Source organism: Bacillus salipaludis (assembly GCF_004358205.1).
The window spans coordinates 72,789-90,481 of the sequence record NZ_SMYO01000001.1 but is presented as its reverse complement, the minus strand read 5'-3'; the positions used below and the strand labels follow the sequence as shown (position 1 = coordinate 90,481).

Annotated in this window: 16 protein-coding genes, 1 tRNA gene and 1 riboswitch; of the genes, 12 read left to right on the top strand and 5 right to left on the bottom strand. The window is 38.6% G+C overall.

Going from position 1 to position 17,693, the window contains the following annotated elements; all coding sequences use genetic code 11:
* Window positions 1-49: 49 nt before the first annotated feature.
* Entirely contained in the window at window positions 50-1,177 is a 1,128-nt protein-coding gene (locus E2K98_RS00415) for a 5-methyltetrahydropteroyltriglutamate--homocysteine S-methyltransferase (RefSeq protein ID WP_133332373.1), read from the bottom strand.
* Window positions 1,178-1,258: 81 nt separating this feature from the next.
* Window positions 1,259-1,357, bottom strand: a riboswitch (SAM riboswitch).
* Window positions 1,358-1,590: 233 nt separating this feature from the next.
* The gene (locus E2K98_RS00410) at window positions 1,591-1,761 is read right to left on the bottom strand and encodes an SPW repeat protein (protein ID WP_133332372.1); all 171 of its coding nucleotides are present in this window, start codon (window positions 1,759-1,761) and stop codon (window positions 1,591-1,593) included.
* 244 nt (window positions 1,762-2,005) lie between these two features.
* Between E2K98_RS00410 and E2K98_RS32190 the strand changes: the two genes are divergently transcribed.
* On the top strand, window positions 2,006-2,269 hold the full coding sequence (locus tag E2K98_RS32190) for an MFS transporter (RefSeq protein WP_328591952.1): 264 nt from the start codon (window positions 2,006-2,008) through the stop codon (window positions 2,267-2,269).
* A 9-nt stretch (window positions 2,270-2,278) separates the two neighbouring features.
* A complete protein-coding gene (locus E2K98_RS00405) occupies window positions 2,279-3,262 on the top strand; it encodes an MFS transporter (RefSeq protein ID WP_328591951.1) in 984 nt (327 codons plus the stop codon).
* Between the two features lie 26 nt (window positions 3,263-3,288).
* Here E2K98_RS00405 and E2K98_RS00400 read toward each other — a convergent pair whose 3' ends face one another.
* Window positions 3,289-4,014 carry a MurR/RpiR family transcriptional regulator gene (locus E2K98_RS00400; RefSeq protein WP_133332371.1) on the bottom strand — a complete coding sequence of 242 codons (726 nt, stop codon included), beginning with the start codon at window positions 4,012-4,014 and terminating at the stop codon, window positions 3,289-3,291.
* A 259-nt stretch (window positions 4,015-4,273) separates the two neighbouring features.
* Here E2K98_RS00400 and E2K98_RS00395 point away from each other — a divergent pair, with 259 nt between their 5' ends.
* The 7 genes from E2K98_RS00395 (at window position 4,274) to E2K98_RS00370 (ending at window position 10,209) form a co-directional block, all read left to right on the top strand.
* Window positions 4,274-5,710, top strand: coding sequence for a glycoside hydrolase family 1 protein (locus E2K98_RS00395; RefSeq protein ID WP_133332370.1), 1,437 nt, complete (start codon window positions 4,274-4,276; stop codon window positions 5,708-5,710).
* 159 nt (window positions 5,711-5,869) lie between these two features.
* A complete protein-coding gene (locus E2K98_RS00390) occupies window positions 5,870-6,691 on the top strand; it encodes a DUF4405 domain-containing protein (RefSeq protein ID WP_208025303.1) in 822 nt (273 codons plus the stop codon).
* Window positions 6,692-6,972: 281 nt separating this feature from the next.
* The gene (locus E2K98_RS30675; protein WP_165976137.1) at window positions 6,973-7,137 is read left to right on the top strand and encodes a hypothetical protein; all 165 of its coding nucleotides are present in this window, start codon (window positions 6,973-6,975) and stop codon (window positions 7,135-7,137) included.
* Window positions 7,138-7,291: 154 nt separating this feature from the next.
* Window positions 7,292-7,423: a sporulation protein YjcZ gene (yjcZ, locus tag E2K98_RS00385; protein ID WP_081810770.1), complete on the top strand. Its 132-nt coding sequence runs from the start codon at window positions 7,292-7,294 to the stop codon at window positions 7,421-7,423.
* A gap of 241 nt (window positions 7,424-7,664) precedes the next feature.
* Complete coding sequence (locus E2K98_RS00380; RefSeq protein ID WP_133332369.1) at window positions 7,665-8,285, top strand: ZIP family metal transporter; 621 nt, start codon at window positions 7,665-7,667, stop codon at window positions 8,283-8,285.
* A 219-nt stretch (window positions 8,286-8,504) separates the two neighbouring features.
* Window positions 8,505-8,753, top strand: a complete 249-nt coding sequence (locus E2K98_RS00375) for a hypothetical protein (protein ID WP_133332368.1) — start codon at window positions 8,505-8,507, stop codon at window positions 8,751-8,753.
* A gap of 328 nt (window positions 8,754-9,081) precedes the next feature.
* The gene (locus E2K98_RS00370) at window positions 9,082-10,209 is read left to right on the top strand and encodes a glycerate kinase family protein (RefSeq protein WP_133332367.1); all 1,128 of its coding nucleotides are present in this window, start codon (window positions 9,082-9,084) and stop codon (window positions 10,207-10,209) included.
* A 380-nt stretch (window positions 10,210-10,589) separates the two neighbouring features.
* Here E2K98_RS00370 and E2K98_RS00365 read toward each other — a convergent pair.
* Window positions 10,590-10,663, bottom strand: a tRNA-Arg gene (locus E2K98_RS00365).
* A gap of 192 nt (window positions 10,664-10,855) precedes the next feature.
* Window positions 10,856-11,602 (bottom strand): YwaF family protein, encoded by a 747-nt coding sequence (locus tag E2K98_RS00360; protein WP_133332366.1) that lies wholly within the window; start codon window positions 11,600-11,602, stop codon window positions 10,856-10,858.
* 264 nt (window positions 11,603-11,866) lie between these two features.
* Here E2K98_RS00360 and mutS point away from each other — a divergent pair, with 264 nt between their 5' ends.
* The 3 genes from mutS to E2K98_RS00345 all read left to right on the top strand — a co-directional run bounded on the left by mutS (window position 11,867) and on the right by E2K98_RS00345 (window position 17,589).
* Entirely contained in the window at window positions 11,867-14,491 is a 2,625-nt protein-coding gene (gene mutS / locus E2K98_RS00355) for a DNA mismatch repair protein MutS (RefSeq protein WP_133332365.1), read from the top strand.
* A gap of 12 nt (window positions 14,492-14,503) precedes the next feature.
* On the top strand, window positions 14,504-16,384 hold the full coding sequence (gene mutL / locus E2K98_RS00350) for a DNA mismatch repair endonuclease MutL (protein WP_133332364.1): 1,881 nt from the start codon (window positions 14,504-14,506) through the stop codon (window positions 16,382-16,384).
* A 317-nt stretch (window positions 16,385-16,701) separates the two neighbouring features.
* Complete coding sequence (locus tag E2K98_RS00345) at window positions 16,702-17,589, top strand: DMT family transporter (RefSeq protein ID WP_133332363.1); 888 nt, start codon at window positions 16,702-16,704, stop codon at window positions 17,587-17,589.
* Window positions 17,590-17,693 lie beyond the last annotated feature (104 nt).

Below are 17,693 nucleotides of genomic sequence, written 5' to 3'. Positions count from 1 at the left end.
AGTAAAAACCCTTCTTCCAACCTAAGGGAAGAAGGGTTTTTCGATGTATTTAAATGCCGCCCCATACGCTTTCAGCAATTTTTACGATATGCTTTATCTTTTTCCATTGTTCCTCTTCTGTTAAAACATTTCCTTCTTCTGTGCTGGCAAATCCGCACTGAGGGCTTAATGCCAAGTTTTCTAATGGAATCGATTGACTTGCTTCATTAATTCTTGCTTTAATCGTTTCGGGATCTTCTAATTCAGGGAATTTAGAGGTAATTAATCCTAATACAACGGTTTTGTCATCACGTTTAAAGCTTTTAAGTGGTTCAAAATCACCTGAACGATTATCATCATATTCCAAGAATAAGCCATCTACATTTAAATTTGCAAAAATTGCATCAGAGATTTGATCGTATCCTCCGCTCGTTATGAAAGTAGATCGGAAGTTACCACGACAAATATGCATCGTAATTAATAAATCATTAGGCTTCTTAGCAATGGCATCATTTAAGCAGCGTACTCTAGTATCGATAATGTCTTGTACATCCATGCCAAGTTTTTCAACAACAGCCTTAATCCGTTCTTCGGAAACAAAATCAATCCAGGAAGTATCGTCTAATTGTAAGTAACGGCAGCCCGCATCATAGAAAGCTTGAATGGCCTTTTGGTAAGCTGTTACTGTATCATGGTAGAACTGCTCTGTGTCGCCATTGTAATACTCATCGCCCTGAATTCTTGTGAATAACATATTGGGGCTTGGAATGGAGAACTTAGCAACTTGAGTTCCATCACCGTATTGATCAACGGCATGCTTTAGGAATTTGAAGTGCTCTAACATATAATGACCATTAAAGTCGATTTTACCAACTACCTTAATTGCTTTATTTTTTGTTTTGGCACCTTTGAAGTTACTTACATACTCCGCTTCGAATTCCTCAACACCTTCTAAACCAGCTAAAAAGTCTAAATGCCACCATGCACGTCTAAACTCACCATCCGTGATGGATTTAAGGCCTGCCTCAATTTGTTTCTGTACCAGTTTTTCAATTTCTTTATCCTCTATCACCTTAAGGGCTGCATGATCGATTTCCCCGTTTGCATATGCTTTTCTTGCTGCTTTAATCTGTTCCGGTCTTAGAAAACTACCGACATGGTCTGCTTTAAATGGAGCCTTGACTAGTGTTTTGGTCATAATTAATTTCCTTCTTTCAATAAAAATTAAAAACCCCTCTTCATAAATAAGAAGAGGGGGGCATAAACGTAATCGATTCTCTTCTTATCTTCTAGCAAAACGCTACTGGAATTGGCACAGTACAAAAAGTCTGCTGCCGAGGTTTCAAAGGGCCAGTCCCTCCACCTCTCTTGATAAGAATATTCTAAAATATTTAACTAATATTTACGTTACACCTGTTCTAGTATTCTGTCAACATTTTTGTGAAGTGTTTAACAAAGTAATATCAGTTATGTAAAGCCCATGCTAGTGTCCAGCCTTATTTCTTTTAGTGGCTATTTTCGCTTATGGAATGGGAATCCTAACACATAAAAACCCTCCAAAAAGGAGGGGAATCGTACTCCAATATGAAGCTATTTAATCTTGCTGTACAATCAAGGATTATTATTTTTCGCCTTACTTCCTGCCCAAATCGCTAAAATTAGAAGGATAACTCCAAAAATGATGCTGTTCCATAAGGCGCCGGTGTTATCAGTAAAGTTGTATACCCACGGAGAGAAAAATACCCATATACCAATTAAACCTGTAAGCCATAGCTGCCACATCAAATATCGACCCCTTCCAAAAGAAGATTCGAATATTGGAGTACTTACCTTATCCTATTCACCTTTTTTGAAAAACATTACTTAAACGTTAAAAACAATTTTTATACTGTCTTCAGCAATTAAGAAAAAATGCGTAATTCATTGCATACAATTTTACACATGCCTTGGCTAATCATTAATGTTAATATGAGAAATTCAGTTTATAATGTCTCAATGTTGTGACATTGTCTGGAGGTTAAGATATTTGGAGAATCAAAGAATGAATTCGATCCTGTTATTATTTGTGGTGTTTGGCGGCTTTTTTATCTTTGGTTTATCGGAAAATGTAAAAGGCCCTGCTCTGCCGGTCATGCAATCCGAATTCAAACTGCATGAATCTCAGCTTGGTTTCTTGCTTGCCTTAAATTCTTTTGGGTATCTGCTGGCGTGCTCATTTACTTCAAACCTGTCCAATAAGATCGGAATTAAATGGATAGGAATCCTTGCATTTGCCTCGATGACATTGTAGGATATTTTCATGTTCTTGTCTAAGGGGTATACATCATTAACGCTATCTTATTTTATGTTATATCTGGGAAACGGCATACTCGAGATTGGGCTTGGAATCATGGCTGCCCGCATATTTACTAAGAACACGGGGACAATGATGAACCTTGCCCATTTTTTTTATGGCCTCAGTTCAATCGGGGCTCCTATTTTGGGTGCTTCCATGATGGGATGGAATGTTTTGAATGGGGAACTTGACTGGCGAGGTATGTATTTAATGGTTCTTTCACTATCCATTTTGCCCATCATTCCTTCATTTTTTGGAAGGTTTCCAGAGGAACATCAAAAAGATGGTGAATCCACATCGTTTCGAAATCTGATTCGGGATCCGATTGCTTGGAAGATTGTGGCCATCCTTTCGTTTGGAGTGGTGTCTGAAATATCAATCGGAAGCTGGCTTGTTTATTATTTGGAAAATGCTTATGATTGGTCATTAAATAGAGCATCGGGAATGCTTTCGTCCTTTTTTCTGTTCTTTACCCTTTCAAGGCTGTTTGCCGGACCCATCACGGATAAAATTGGATATACCCTTTCCATTATGTTTTTTTCTGCTTTTTCTGGTGTATCCAGCCTTGCTGCCATTTTCAGCGGAGAAAAAGGGGCCATTCTTTTTGCCATTGCAGGTATTGGGATTGCTCCAATTTATCCGACCGTTATGGCGTTGCTTGCCAAACAATACTCTAAAGGAGTAGGGACAGCGATCACTTTTACGGTAACTCTCTTAGGAATTTCCAGTATAATGGGAAATTTGCTTGTCGGTTTTATCATTGATTTTTTCAATCGGGTATGGGGGCAGAGGAGTGCAGGAGGTGAACTAATTGGCCTTCAGGCTGGTTATGTGTTTATCGCAGGATTGGCCATACTATGCTCAGTTTGCAGCGTATCTTTATATAAAACCCTTCGAAACCTTAATAAGGTTGAAGGAAAGGTAAAAGGTTCAGAAATCGGATTCTGAACCTTTTTATAATAAAGGAATTTAACCTAATGATTCAGTTTATAAATTTCCCGAGCCATTGATTCTAAAATATAAATAACAGGTACCTGTGTTGTAATATTCGATTCTTCAAAAACTTCCTCTGTTACATAATAAGCAATGTTGATATCAGAGATTTTTGCAATCGTTGAGAATTTATTGTTTGTAATACTAATAATTTTACTGCCTTCCTGTTTAAGCTGGTTAAGATGCGCGACGGTAAAATTATTTTCTCCAGATACAGATAAAGCAATGGTGACACTGTTAAACATGAGCTTGGAGTGAATCGGAAAGTGTGGATCCTTAATATACAAAGAAAATTTCCCTAAGCTTGAGAAATATCTTGCACCATATTCAGCAAGAATACCAGAGCTCCCAATTCCAATAAAAATAACATTATCTGCCTCGGAAACAAGCCTTGCAGCCTCGCTAATTTTTTCTTCTAAATCGCCCTTTAATGTTCGCTCAAAAAAATCAACTACCGATTGTTGAGAACTCTTTACTATCGTTTTTTTTTGCTCTTTTGACAGCATTTTAAGCTTTACTTTAAATTCGGAAAATCCCTCACAATTAAGTTTCCTGCAAAAACGTAAAATTGTTGCTGTCGATACATGGGTTTCATCTGCCAGTTCACGAATTCGCATATAAGCCACTTTCTCACTATTTTGACTAATATAGTTGTATAAAGAAGTCTCTAGTTCATTAAATGAAGCGATAATCTCATTTGAAAACATGGATTAAGTATTCTCCTTTATTAAAAAATGGATAATCGCATTTTAACATACATATTCAATGGAAAACACTGTGTTACATTAATGTAACAAGTTACTTCTTTTGTTATTAAAAACTAGATAATCTGCATTTATTTACTAGCCTACTAAACGTAGTTATCATTTTATTGTAGTCTTTGTTTTTATTTTAAAAGGAAGAGAATTAATAAATTCACTTAAAAAACAAATATTAATGATGGAATAAATTTTGGAGGTACTTAGAATGAAAAAATATGATTTTCCCGAAGGGTTCCTATGGGGAGGGGCTACTGCGGCCAATCAAATAGAAGGCGGTTTTAATGAAGGGAACAAAGGACTAAATATTGCCGATGTCCTTCCAGGTGGAAAAGAGCGGTATAAAATTTTACTAAACCCAGGTTTTGATTTTGAGATCCACCCTGATCAATATTACTATCCAAATCATGAAGCAATTGACTTCTACCATCGATATAAAGAAGATATTGCCTTGTTTGCCGAAATGGGGTTCAAAGCCTTCAGGATGTCGATTGCCTGGACGCGAATTTTTCCAAACGGCGATGAGGTAGAGGCAAATGAGGAAGGGCTGGCATTTTACGACTGTGTGTTTGATGAATTGAATAAACACGGTATTGAACCAGTTGTAACCATTTCCCACTATGAAATGCCTCTGCATTTGGTAAAAGAATATGGCGGTTGGAGAAGCCGGAAAGTGGTGACGTTCTTTGAAAGATATGTAAAAACCATTTTTAACCGATACAAAAATAAAGTAAAGTACTGGATGACTTTTAATGAGATCAATAGCAGTTTGGTGATGCCGATACAAGGTCTTGGTTTTTCCATTCAAAAAGAACAGGATAGATACCAGCCTACCTTCCAGGCCTACCATCATCAATTTCTTGCCAGCGCTCTTGCGGTTAAAATGTGTCATGAGATTATTCCGAATTCCAAAATTGGCTGTATGATTCTTTTTGCACCTGTTTATTCCTTTGATAGCAATCCAGAAAATGTGATGTATGCCCTTCAGGAAGAACAGCTTTTTAATTATTATTGTACGGATGTGCAAGTACGGGGGGAGTATCCGGCGTTTATTAATCGCTACTTTAAAGAACATCATATTGAATTAGAAATTCAAGAAGGTGACTTGGAATTAATGAAAGAAGGGACGGTTGATTATATCGGCTTTAGTTATTACATGTCCCGTACAGAGAAGAAAGCGAAGACGGATGAGGATAGTTCGGAAGGGAATATTATTGGCGGCATTAGAAATCCATTCTTAAAAACAAGTGACTGGGGCTGGGAGATCGACCCAGTCGGATTACGCATTACATTAAACAAATTATACGACCGCTACCAGAAGCCGCTGTTTGTTGTCGAAAATGGGTTAGGCGCCTATGACAAGGTAGAAGAAGACGGCACAATAAACGACGACTATCGAATTAACTATCTTCGTGAACATATTCAAGCAATGGGTGAAGCTATAGAAGATGGGGTTGAATTAATGGGCTATACAAGCTGGGGCTGTATTGATATGGTAAGTATGTCGACAGGCGAGTTCTCGAAACGGTATGGGTATATTTATGTAGACAAACATGACGATGGCAGCGGTACATTAGAACGCAAAAAGAAAAAATCCTTCTTCTGGTATAGGGATGTTATCTCTACAAATGGAGAGAAACTTTAATTTTTCAACAAAAAGAGTGCTTAAATCTAAATGGATTAGGCGCTTTTTTGTTGAAGTTAAAATGGAATAACGCGGATGAAAGAACTTAAGCTTATATTAAGGTTCTCCCATTAAGATGGAAAACAGATAGAGACAAAATTTAAATTTGGGGGAATTAACTTGAAAAAGAATTATACAAGAATTGTTCTGGATTTATTAATGGCAATCACTTTTGTGTTGTTAATGGATCCAAGGGTATTAAATGGTTTACCTTTTCATGAAGTGGCAGGTTTGGTAATCGGAGTAGCGATTCTTACACATATCGGATTGAACTATCGCTGGGTGATTAATACAACTAAAAAGATTTTCGATTCTAAACTTCCTAAAAAAACAAAATTTAGTTATTTGTTAAATATCCTGCTTTTAATTTCTATGGCTACCGTCATTATTACAGGTATATTTATTTCAAGGGTAGTTTTTCCAAATCTTGCGGTACAAAGTGGACACTCGATTCGAGGAATCCACAGTTTCTCAGCAGACGTAACGCTTGCATTAGTGGGCCTTCATGTTGGGGTCCATTGGCAATGGGTAATGAGTATTTGTAAAAAGGCGTTTAAATCAAAAGATGGAAAACTTAGAAAAGGGGTAATTGCAACAGTAGTCCTATCCATCGCCCTTTTAGCAGGCGGAATTCAATTGTTTTCCGCAACAGCTTCTTCAAATATTGCTGATTTTGCACCTAAACAAATACAACAAAGTGAGCAGGCATCTAACAATGGGAATACAGGGATAACAACAAATACAGTACAGGGACAGCCTAGTGGAGATTTTCGTGAAGGAAAATTTCATGGAAAAGATGGACATGGTGGCAGCAGCAACCCGTTTCGTGATGTTCTAAATTATTTTGCGATTTGGGCGGCCATCATCATACCAACTTATTATTTTGAAAGGCGAAACCTGACGAATAAACGAAAATCAAGAAACTTAAATCTTCAAAATTAGTAATCAAGGTTCAACAACTATTGAAATCAATCATCTTTCACACGATCCAAGAAAAAGTGAAAGAAGGCACATTTTATGTTGCCATAAAGGTTCTAGCCCTCCTATTAAAGCAGGGCTATTTTTTTATGGATATTAAATTCCACACATGAACTAAATGAACAAAATATATTTTATTTATGAAAAAAACTTAATTTGGGAAACGTTCTCACTTCAGAATATTTTGATTATACTTTATTTGCAATTAAAAGAGGTGAAAACAATCTTGAAGGAGTGGAAAACTTATGTGGGTCATTACTGTCTATTTAAAAGAAGAAATTACCATGTTTGAATTTAATAACGAAAAAGAAGCAAGAGAAGCTTTTGGCAACGTACAGGGTTATAAGGTTCTATCTGAGGTTATTTACTATAACGACATTGAAAATTCACTGCACCTTCTTCAAACATAGATTGTAAAGTAGACAGCTGTGTGTCCCCTTTTGCTTTGTAGAAATATAGGGCAGGACAAACATCCATTTTAACTGACATGTTATATTACCATTTCCTTTAAAGGATAAAGATGCATATTAATATTGTAAACAACCTTAAGGAGGTGCGTTTACTATGTGCGGATGGTGCGGTTGTGGTGGTTATGGCTATGGCGGATTCGGTGGATATGGAGGATTTAGTCCATTTGTTTTAATTGTTGTATTGTTCATTCTTTTAATTATTGTTGGAGCAAGCAGTTTCTATTAATAACACACAGAAAATGAGGTGGTCTGGATAAGACACCTCATTTTTCTGTGTTTCAATGGGTGTATCATCTCAATATTGTAATCATTTCACAATTTTATGAATAAATATTGAGGAATGAACGATAAAGGAGAGGATTAAACTGACTCCAACGGTATTGCTTGTTGTAGTAATCTCATCCCTTGCCTACATTTTTGGAGGTTTTCTCGTTTTATTTAGGAAAAATTGGTCGGAAAAAACCTTATTGTCCTTGGTCGCACTTAGCGCTGGTTTATTGATATCCATTGCTCTTTTGGATTTAATTCCTGAAGGACAAGAAGGCCTAGAACATAGTACTTTGTTTGTCCTAATTGGTTTCCTTATTATGTATTTTATCTTTCTGCCAACAACAACAAACGGGAAAAATGGGTTAGAAAACAGTGATAATGCAACCATAAGGGGATTATCTATTGGAATGCTGCTTCACAATTTTTTTGAGGGGTTATCTATCGGGATCAGTTATTCTGCATCTTTTGAATTAGGTGTCTTTGTTTCAATCGCACTGGTAATTCATAAAATTCCAGAGGGACTTTCTTATACTTCCGTTATGCTTGCTTTTTTAAATGGCCGCAGAAAAACGACAATTTATCTTATCGTTCAAGGAATTTTCACTTGGTTAGGAGCAGGATCTGCAATTTTAGTATCTGGGCTTAAAGATTATCAAGAACAAATTGTGGCCATAGGCTTATCCATAACAGCCGGAATTTTCCTATATCTTTGTGGAACATTATTATTGCCATTAATTAATCGTGGAACCTTTAAAATTACACCATGGTTCTTTTTAGGTGGAATCTTACTTTATTTCGTGTTACATAGTATATTTTAGTAGTTTAAATGGGGGACTGCTTCGTGCTTCGGCGGTCCCTTCTTATTGGACTAACGGAAAATTTATATAATTGGAACGGAGTAACAATAGTTTATGCAGTATGGCACTTAATTAAAACAGCCTAGCCCTTACTAAAGGCTGTTATTTTTTTGTGTCTAGTACGCTCTCTACTGTATCGATTTCATTATTTCTTTTTCTTTGCTTCCTTTAAGCAATATCTTGGCTTCAATTAGTGGTGGTGGCATTAGCAATGCAATTAAATCCGGCGGAACTGGTCACATGGCTTTGGCGTTATTGCTATTATTGACCTGGTCGATTTCAACGGGACTTAGCCCATTCTCAGGTCTTAATGTAATGGTCAGCCGTTTTGCCGGTGTTTCAGGAGTACAAACAGGTCTACGGCTAAATGGCCTCCATCTCTCTATTTTAGCCTTAATTGGCATCACTATTATCTCCTTAATCGATTAGAGAGGAAGAAAAACATCCTTCACTGTATTAGTGAAGGATGTTTTTTTTAGAGGGCATCTCAATTATGAGGAATGTCTCATTTTACATCTCACGAATCCTAGTAAGCCAGGTTTAGGAATTGAAGTCGATTCGATTAAATTTTAAAGGCAAATGAACTTTATAAAAACATGGGATTAGGTTTCTGTGACGATGCGGCCGAAATGCAATAGTTAATTTCAGGCTGGAAATTTGATAATAAGCTTCCGTGTCTTGTACGATAAAAAATGGGGTGACTAAAACGTCACATTCCATTGTTTGAACAAGAAATTTAGGAAAAGGACAGATTGTGATGAAATTTGTGCTAGCGCCAGATTCATTTAAGGAAAGTATGACTGCGAAGAATGCTGCCCTTGCAATGGAAAAAGGAATCAAAAAGGTTTTTCCTAATGCAGAATGTGTCATTGTTCCGATGGCAGATGGCGGGGAAGGTACTGTGGAATCCCTTGTGAGTTTGTCAAACGGCGAGGTCATCAAAGCAGAAGTAATCGGGCCATTAGGAAAAACTGTTACAGCAGAATATGGCCTTTTAGATGGAGGACAAACCGCAGTTATTGAAATGGCAAGTGCAAGTGGATTAGGACTTATTAAACTCGAAGAACGAAATCCACTATTAACGACTACTTATGGGACGGGTCAATTAATTAAGCATGCACTCGATAAGGGTGTGAGCCGTTTTTTAATAGGAATTGGCGGAAGTGCTACCAATGATGGCGGAATGGGAATGCTTCAGGCACTTGGAGTTTCTTTTAAGGATCAAGGTGGAAAAGAGCTTCCATTTGGCGGGGGCGCATTGGACCAATTACATTCGATTGACATAAGTGGATTGGATGAACGGCTTAAAACGGCAAAGATTGATGTCGCTTGTGATGTAACCAACCCCTTAATTGGTGATAATGGTGCGTCAGCCATTTTTGGGCCACAAAAAGGGGCAAATTCGGAAATGGTGAAACTCCTTGACCAAAATTTGGCTTATTTTGCCCAAGTCATAAAGACTCAATTGCAGCTCGATATTGCATACATTGAAGGTGCAGGAGCGGCTGGCGGACTTGGCGCGGGATTATTGGCGTTTTTAAATGCCCGACTAAAAAAAGGGATTGAACTTGTCATCGAGTATACGGGACTTGAGGAGAAAATCATAGGGGCGAATTACGTTTTTACAGGAGAAGGCAGCATTGATGGTCAGACCTTGTTCGGTAAAACACCGTACGGAGTGGCTGGAGTTGCAAAGAAACACTCCGTTCCTGTAATAGCTTTTGCCGGTAGAATTGGCAATGGTGTTGAGGTTTTATACAATAATGGATTTAACGCCATTATCGGTATCTTAAAAGAGGTTACCCCACTCGAGGAAGCTCTCAAATCAGGCCAAGAAAACTTAGCTTTTGCTGCAGAAAATATTTGTCGAGTGTTAAAGGGATAAAGAAAACACAATCGCAGCTCGTATACAAGCGCCGTTTTGTGTTTTATCCGCTGAAAAGTAGTTTACTTTGTAAAAATCTGCTGAAAAATTTACAGGTGAATTTGCCTAATGATTTTTTATACGATAATTATTCAATTAAAATATGGTCGCTTTAAAAATTAGCTAATGTTGAAGTTAATGATTAACTGAATACCCACCTAAATATTAAAACATTTTAATATCCGAAATTTCACATCGTATTTATCGAGGATTCTCGCAGAATAAAGCTTTCGTTGCGAAAGCATTTAGAATTAAGTTAACAAAGTAAGGTAAATTCTGCTGTATGTTTTGCAGCGTTTTTGTATTTACAAAAAAAAACCTTGATTTCTCAAGGTTTTGTACGTCCCGAAGAGGATTCGAACCTCCGACCTACAGTTTAGGAAACTGTTGCTCTATCCTGCTGAGCTATCGGGACAAAGTGGAACTTAATTATTTTGTTTGCACACCCAAATTTTACTCATATCCCGTCCTGCCCTCAGAATGATTAATCAAGAAGCAGTTCGGTCAGTACGCTGAAGCATATTCATGGAAGCAAATTCATTCGTGCTGAGCTATCGGGACATATTTTTTGGAACGTCTTTAAGTATAATGAATTGGATAAAAAAGGTCAATAAAAAGTTCTTTTATTTACATGTTGCCTGACGACATGTGAAGTTTTCAGACCTCTTTCTCTAAAAATTAGCCAAACAATCAAGCTAAAAGTAATGAGCAGACCTTCCATCGATAAGATATACCAAGGGTAGGGGCCGAGGATATCCAATAAACTGGCGGTAGTAGGTTTATAACTTAAAAACATATAATTACCGCCTACCAGTTTATTGGTCAATATGACGAATGGCAATAGCACATTTAGAAACACAAAGAGTTTGACTACAGACCAGATGGTGGGCCTGTATTCGTGCACCCAGGTGAAATACAATGGCACCCAAATAATCATTAAGTGCGTGTAGAAAAAATGAAAAAAGCGAAAATGCGGAAAATCGAAATGTAATACCGGTGTAATGAGTGCCTGAGTTGCACCGAGCAATGCTGTGAAGAGTAAAATTTCATAGATTATTTTTTTGCGAGTAAGCAGGAGTAAAACGGTTAAGATTAGACTGATGTTGCAAAGCTCAAGAGGCAGAGCGGAGCTGAGTTCCCAGCTACCATTTATAAGCATCCAGATATGATAAATGATTTCAAAGGCTAATAGGGCTAACGCTGTTCCAATTTCTGCCGTTCTCCACTTTATTTTGTTTCGGAAAAAGTAAATCCAAGCTGCACCAAGAATCAGGATAGTGAGGATTGCCAAATGGCTGACTGTATACATTTCAAAGACATATCCATTATTACTGCCTCCAAACCATTTCGGCATACACCCACCCCAATTCTCTGTATTTTTCTATATAAAATTATATGCAGGTGGATCGAATGGCTAGACTAGGTTAAAAGGTCAATGTTTTATTTATAAAATTCTTTACCGCAGCCTTTTATAAAAGGTTTATCTGCGATACCGCCCCGCTCGCTATGAATACCCCCAAAAACTAACTTGGTAATTTCCACATGTGCCCCACACCATTCCAATATGATATAATAGTTTGTCGAAGATACTCGAAATGATGAAAACGTGGAGGTCATTATGGCAGCTGGATATACGCCGATGATACAACAATATTTAGCAGTAAAGGCAGATTATCAGGATGCCTTTTTATTTTTTCGCTTAGGCGATTTTTATGAAATGTTCTTTGATGATGCTATTAAAGCATCGCAAGAATTAGAGATTACGTTAACGAGCCGGGAAGGCGGGACGGAAGACCGGATTCCGATGTGCGGCGTTCCGTACCATTCTGCGGCCAACTATATTGAACAATTAATCGGTAAGGGCTATAAAGTAGCCATTTGTGAACAAACCGAAGACCCGAAACAGGCCAAAGGGGTTGTCCGCCGTGAAGTCGTGCAGCTGATCACCCCTGGGACCGTGATGGAGGGAAAAGGGTTATCAGATAAAGAGAACAACTATATTGCTTCGATTACCGCTTTTGATGATCAAACCTATGGTTTTGCCTACAACGATATTTCAACAGGTGAAAGCAAAGTAACATTACTTTCAAACAACTTTGAAGAAGTACTCAATGAAATCGCAGTATTAAGTGCCAAAGAAGTAGTAGTGAGGAGCGATTTTGCTGGGGATCTTCAAAAGAAAATGCGTGAACGAGATGTTTTGGCGATTTCTTTTGAGGATAATAGTTCAATAGAAATGAATTTTGCTGGGCTGCTGGAGGACTTAAACCAAGATAAATTGAAACAAACTGCAGCAAGGCTTTTTAACTATTTGTACCGCTCGCAAAAGCGCAGCCTCGACCATCTTCAACCCGTGACAACTTATCAAATCCATCAATATATGAAAATTGATTATTATTCAAAGCGAAATCTTGAGTTAACAGAAACCATCCGTTCAAAAGGGAAAAAAGGATCCTTATTATGGCTTTTGGATGAAACGATGACCGCAATGGGGGGCCGCATGCTCAAGCACTGGATTGACAGGCCTTTGATTAATAAAGAGGAAATTGTGCATCGACATACCCTTGTTGATGTCCTGATTAATCACTATTTTGAGCGCCAAGAGCTTCGTGAAAAAATGAAAGAAGTTTACGACCTAGAACGTTTAGCAGGCCGCGTTGCGTTCGGGAATGTAAATGCTAGGGACTTAGTCCAATTAAAACGTTCCCTGCTCCAAGTCCCATTTTTAAAACAAATCTTACAAAACATGCAAAACCAAGAAATGATTCAAATTGCGGAATCTCTTGATCCTTGTGAAGAAGTAACCGATTTGTTAGAGCAGGCGATTGTCGAAAATCCGCCGCTTTCGTTAAAAGAAGGAAACATCATCCGCGATGGTTATCATGAACAATTGGATCAATACCGGGATGCGAGCCGCAACGGGAAAACGTGGATTGCCCAATTGGAACGGGAAGAGCGTGAAAAGACGGGCATTAAATCCTTGAAGGTCGGTTATAATCGCGTTTTTGGCTATTATATAGAAGTAACCCGTGCGAATCTGCATCTGTTACAAGAAGGGCAGTACGAACGGAAACAAACGTTAACAAATGCTGAACGATTTATTACACCGGAATTAAAGGAAAAAGAAGCGTTAATTTTACAAGCGGAAGAAAAATGTGGGGAGCTCGAATATGAGCTATTTACCGAAATTCGTGAAATTGTAAAAGAGCAAATCCCAAGGCTGCAGGCTTTGGCTAAAGCAGTCAGCGAGCTCGATGTCCTACAGTGCTTTGCACAGGTAAGCGAGGAGCGCCGTTATGTGAAGCCGAAATTTTCAGATGAACGTCGTGTTGTGATTAAGGATGGCCGTCACCCGGTTGTCGAAAAAGTTCTCAACTCACAAGAATATGTTCCGAATGACTGCTTTATGGATGGTGATCGCGAAGTTCTTCTCATCACAGGACCAAACATGTCCGGTAAAAGTACGTACATGCGTCAAATTGCGTTAACGGCAATTCTTGCGCAGATTGGCTGTTATGTACCGGCAGAGGAAGCTGTCCTGCCGATTTTTGATCAAGTGTTTACCCGGATCGGGGCGGCAGATGATTTAATTTCTGGGCAGAGTACATTCATGGTAGAAATGCTTGAAGCCAGAAATGCGATTGTCAATGCAACACAAAACAGCTTGATTCTGTTTGATGAAATCGGCCGCGGAACTTCCACATATGATGGAATGGCGTTGGCACAAGCGATCATTGAATATATTCATACCCGAATTGGGGCGAAAACACTTTTTTCAACGCATTATCATGAACTAACCGTTTTAGAAGAAGAACTATCCAAATTGAAAAATATTCATGTTAGTGCGATTGAGCATAATGGCAAGGTAGTTTTCCTTCATAAAATTAAAGAAGGACCTGCGGATAAGAGTTACGGGATTCATGTAGCCCAGTTGGCGGAACTGCCGCCGGAATTGATTGATCGGGCAAATGAGATATTGACGGCGTTAGAGCAGCCGGATATTCAGGCAATTCCAAGGAAATCGGAGGCTCATGTAATTCAGGCTGCTCCGGCAAAACCTGATACAGTGGTGGAACAGCCGGCCCAGTTATCCTTTTTCGACGAACCTGCTGAGAAGAAGAAAACAGACCTATCTTCAAAAGAAAAACGTGTGTTAGATAAAATTAAAGAAATAGATTTATTGGATGTAACACCACTTCAGGCGATTAATTTGTTGTACGAGCTCCATAAAAAGTTGAAATAGGGGGTGACGTAAATGGGCAAGATTATTCAATTGGATGATATCCTGTCCAATAAAATTGCCGCGGGAGAAGTTGTTGAACGACCTGCATCTGTTGTAAAAGAGTTAGTGGAAAATGCGATTGATGCCGGAAGTACGGTAATTGAAATTGAGGTTGAAGAAGCGGGTCTTGCGAAAATCCGTATTACGGATAATGGCTACGGGATTGAAGAAGACGATGTGTTAATCGCATTTCAGCGCCATGCCACAAGTAAAATTAAGAATGAAAGTGACCTCTTCCGAATCCGGACACTAGGGTTCCGCGGCGAAGCCCTGCCAAGTATCGCATCCGTTGCAAGGTTAGAGATGAAAACTTCAACAGGAGAAGGTGCCGGAAATCGAGTCTTAATTGAAGGCGGAAAGGTCGAAGTGTTTGAAAAAGCATCAAGCCGCCGCGGTACTGATATCACGATTACGGATTTATTTTTCAACACGCCTGCTCGCTTGAAATATATGAAAACCATCCACACTGAGCTTGGGAATATTACGGATGTGGTCAATCGTTTGGCGCTTTCGCATCCAGAGGTGGCCTTTCGCTTAATTCATAATGAACGGAAATTGCTGCAAACGAACGGAAACGGTGATGTTCGTCAAGTTTTGGCGTCCATATATGGTCTAGGGATTGCTAAACAGTTGGTGCCAATAACAGGAACGTCACTTGATTATAAAATTAGCGGTTTTGCTTCCATGCCGGAAGTAACGCGGGCATCACGAAACTATATCTCAACGATGATCAATGGACGTTTTATTAAAAACTATCCATTGGCGAAGGCCATTCAAGAAGGCTATCATACATTGCTGCCGATTGGGCGCTTTCCGATTGTCCTTCTAAACATTGAGATGGATCCACTGCTGGTTGATGTGAACGTGCACCCTTCGAAAATGGAGGTTAGGATTAGTAAGGAAGCGGAGTTAAATGAGCTGGTGACATCGATCATCAAAGAGATGTTTAAATCGAAGATTCTAATTCCTACTGCTTATACGGTTGCAAAAAAAGAACTGCCGAAGTCGGAGCAGACTTCATTGGTTCTGGATGAGGGAACAAGGGAAATACCAGCAGCGAAGGTAATGGAGCCGCAGCCTATTCCGGCTCCGGTAATTCAAGAAACCCGACCTCGGCTGGAACCATCATTTTTTAATCATCCGATTCAAAAAGAACCGGAAACCTGGGATTTTCCAGAATCGTTTAAAGAATTTCATGAAGAACCTGTCGAGCAGGAGATGGAAGAAGATACGTTCTGCGAACCGCCTGAGGTTGAAGAGCAAAATGAAAGCCGGGTTCCGCGAATGTACCCGATTGGGCAAATGCACGGAACGTATATTTTTGCCCAAAATGAAAATGGCTTATATATAATCGATCAGCATGCCGCCCAGGAGCGGTTAAAGTATGAATACTTCCGTGAAAAGGTTGGACAGGTTGCTTCTGAATTGCAGGAAATGCTGGTTCCGTTAACCTTTGAATATTCCACAGATGACTTTTTAAAGATCAATGAAAACATCCATGAACTTGAAAATGTCGGTGTTTTTCTTGAAGAGTTTGGATTAAATAGTTTTATTGTCCGTTCTCACCCGCAATGGCTGCCAAAGGGTGAGGAGAAGGAAATCATTGAAGAGATGATTGAGCAGCTGCTTTCGATGAAAAAGGTGGATATAAAAAAATTGCGCGAGGAAGCGGCAATCATGATGAGCTGTAAGGCATCCATTAAAGCCAACCGGCATTTGCGCAATGATGAAATTCAGGCATTGCTTGATGATTTGAGGAAAGCATCGGACCCGTTTACGTGTCCGCATGGAAGACCGATCATTGTGCATTATTCCTCATATGATATGGAGAAGATGTTTAAACGGGTGATGTAAGAAGAGCCAGGCGATTCGCCTGGCTCTTTAATATTAAGGCTGTGTTAAAGGACAATGTTGATTTTGAACAGCGTTGATTGGAGCGGAAGGCACGAAGACTCCTGTGGGAGTACGGGACAGGAGAGACCTCGCAGGAGCGAAGCGACGAGGAGGCTCCCACGAACCGCTTGTGCCTGGAGCGTAAATAAACAACCAGGTTTAACAGAGCCAATATTAAAAAAATTTATACTTAGCAGGTTATGGGGAAACGAATATTGAATATAATTATGTTTGGATTTGATTCGAGCATAATTTTAAGGATTGTCGAGGGAAAAAACATGAAAACACAACTAAGAGCGGATTTAATGCTTCTTATGATTACATTTTTTTGGGGGGCGTCTATTTTACTTACGAAGATTGCGCTCTATCATATGGAAGAATATAATTTAATCGCCTTGCGCTTTATGATTGCATTTCTTGTATCAGGGCTTGTATTCTATAAACACTTATTAAAAATTAATTTTCAAACAGTAAAATATGCCTTTATTTTAGCAGGTATTTTGTTTTTTGTTTATGTTTTTGCTACTTTCGGTACAAAGTATACATCCGTTTCGAATGCCGGTTTTTTAATGAGTTTAACCGTCATTTTTATTCCGGTTATAATAACCCTATTTTTAAAACAAAAGCCTGAAAAAAAAGTTGTATGGGCGATCGCTTTATCGCTATGTGGTATAGGGCTTTTAACATTGAATAATCAATTCAAAATAGCAAACGGTGATTTATTATGTATCCTTTGTGCTTTATTTTATGCAGTTCATATTATTGTTACGGGAAAGATAGCAGGAAATGTTAATCCTATTTCTATAGGAGTCTTGCAGCTTGGTTTTGTTGGAGTTTTTAGTACCATTTTCTCCTTAATTATGGAAACGCCTAAATTGCCGGACAATCCGGAAGCATGGTTTTCCACTCTTGTCTTAAGTATTTTTTGTACAGGTATACCTTTTATTGTTCAAATCATTGCACAACAATATACTACCCCCACTCATGCTGGCCTTATTTTTACTTTAGAACCTGTTTTTTCTTCAGGATTTGCATTCATTTTTACTGGGGAAACTCTTTCAAACAAAGGTTACCTGGGTGCAATGCTATTATTAATCAGTGTGCTGATTGGCGAATTAGATTTTAAAAGTCTTTTAAAAGTAAATTATAGGAAAAATATTGAGTAAGTATAATGCAATAAGTCAGGCAGTTTGCCTGGCTTTTTGTATGCGTTGTATATTTTACTCACTATTTGCAGTAAATTAAACAATCAGCGATACTTCATGTGAGG

Excerpts from the sequence above, each read along its gene's own strand:
- E2K98_RS00360 (WP_133332366.1), bottom strand. The coding sequence starts at position 11,602 with ATGCCGAAATGGTTTGGAGGCAGTAATAATGGATATGTCTTTGAAATG.
- E2K98_RS00415 (WP_133332373.1), bottom strand. The coding sequence starts at position 1,177 with ATGACCAAAACACTAGTCAAGGCTCCATTTAAAGCAGACCATGTCGGT.
- E2K98_RS00395 (WP_133332370.1), top strand. The coding sequence starts at position 4,274 with ATGAAAAAATATGATTTTCCCGAAGGGTTCCTATGGGGAGGGGCTACT.
- E2K98_RS00405 (WP_328591951.1), top strand. The coding sequence starts at position 2,279 with ATGTTCTTGTCTAAGGGGTATACATCATTAACGCTATCTTATTTTATG.
- E2K98_RS30675 (WP_165976137.1), top strand. The coding sequence starts at position 6,973 with ATGTGGGTCATTACTGTCTATTTAAAAGAAGAAATTACCATGTTTGAA.
- mutL (WP_133332364.1), top strand. The coding sequence starts at position 14,504 with ATGGGCAAGATTATTCAATTGGATGATATCCTGTCCAATAAAATTGCC.
- E2K98_RS00345 (WP_133332363.1), top strand. The coding sequence starts at position 16,702 with ATGAAAACACAACTAAGAGCGGATTTAATGCTTCTTATGATTACATTT.
- E2K98_RS00370 (WP_133332367.1), top strand. The coding sequence starts at position 9,082 with ATGAAATTTGTGCTAGCGCCAGATTCATTTAAGGAAAGTATGACTGCG.
- E2K98_RS00400 (WP_133332371.1), bottom strand. The coding sequence starts at position 4,014 with ATGTTTTCAAATGAGATTATCGCTTCATTTAATGAACTAGAGACTTCT.
- yjcZ (WP_081810770.1), top strand. The coding sequence starts at position 7,292 with ATGTGCGGATGGTGCGGTTGTGGTGGTTATGGCTATGGCGGATTCGGT.
- mutS (WP_133332365.1), top strand. The coding sequence starts at position 11,867 with ATGGCAGCTGGATATACGCCGATGATACAACAATATTTAGCAGTAAAG.
- E2K98_RS00410 (WP_133332372.1), bottom strand. The coding sequence starts at position 1,761 with ATGTGGCAGCTATGGCTTACAGGTTTAATTGGTATATGGGTATTTTTC.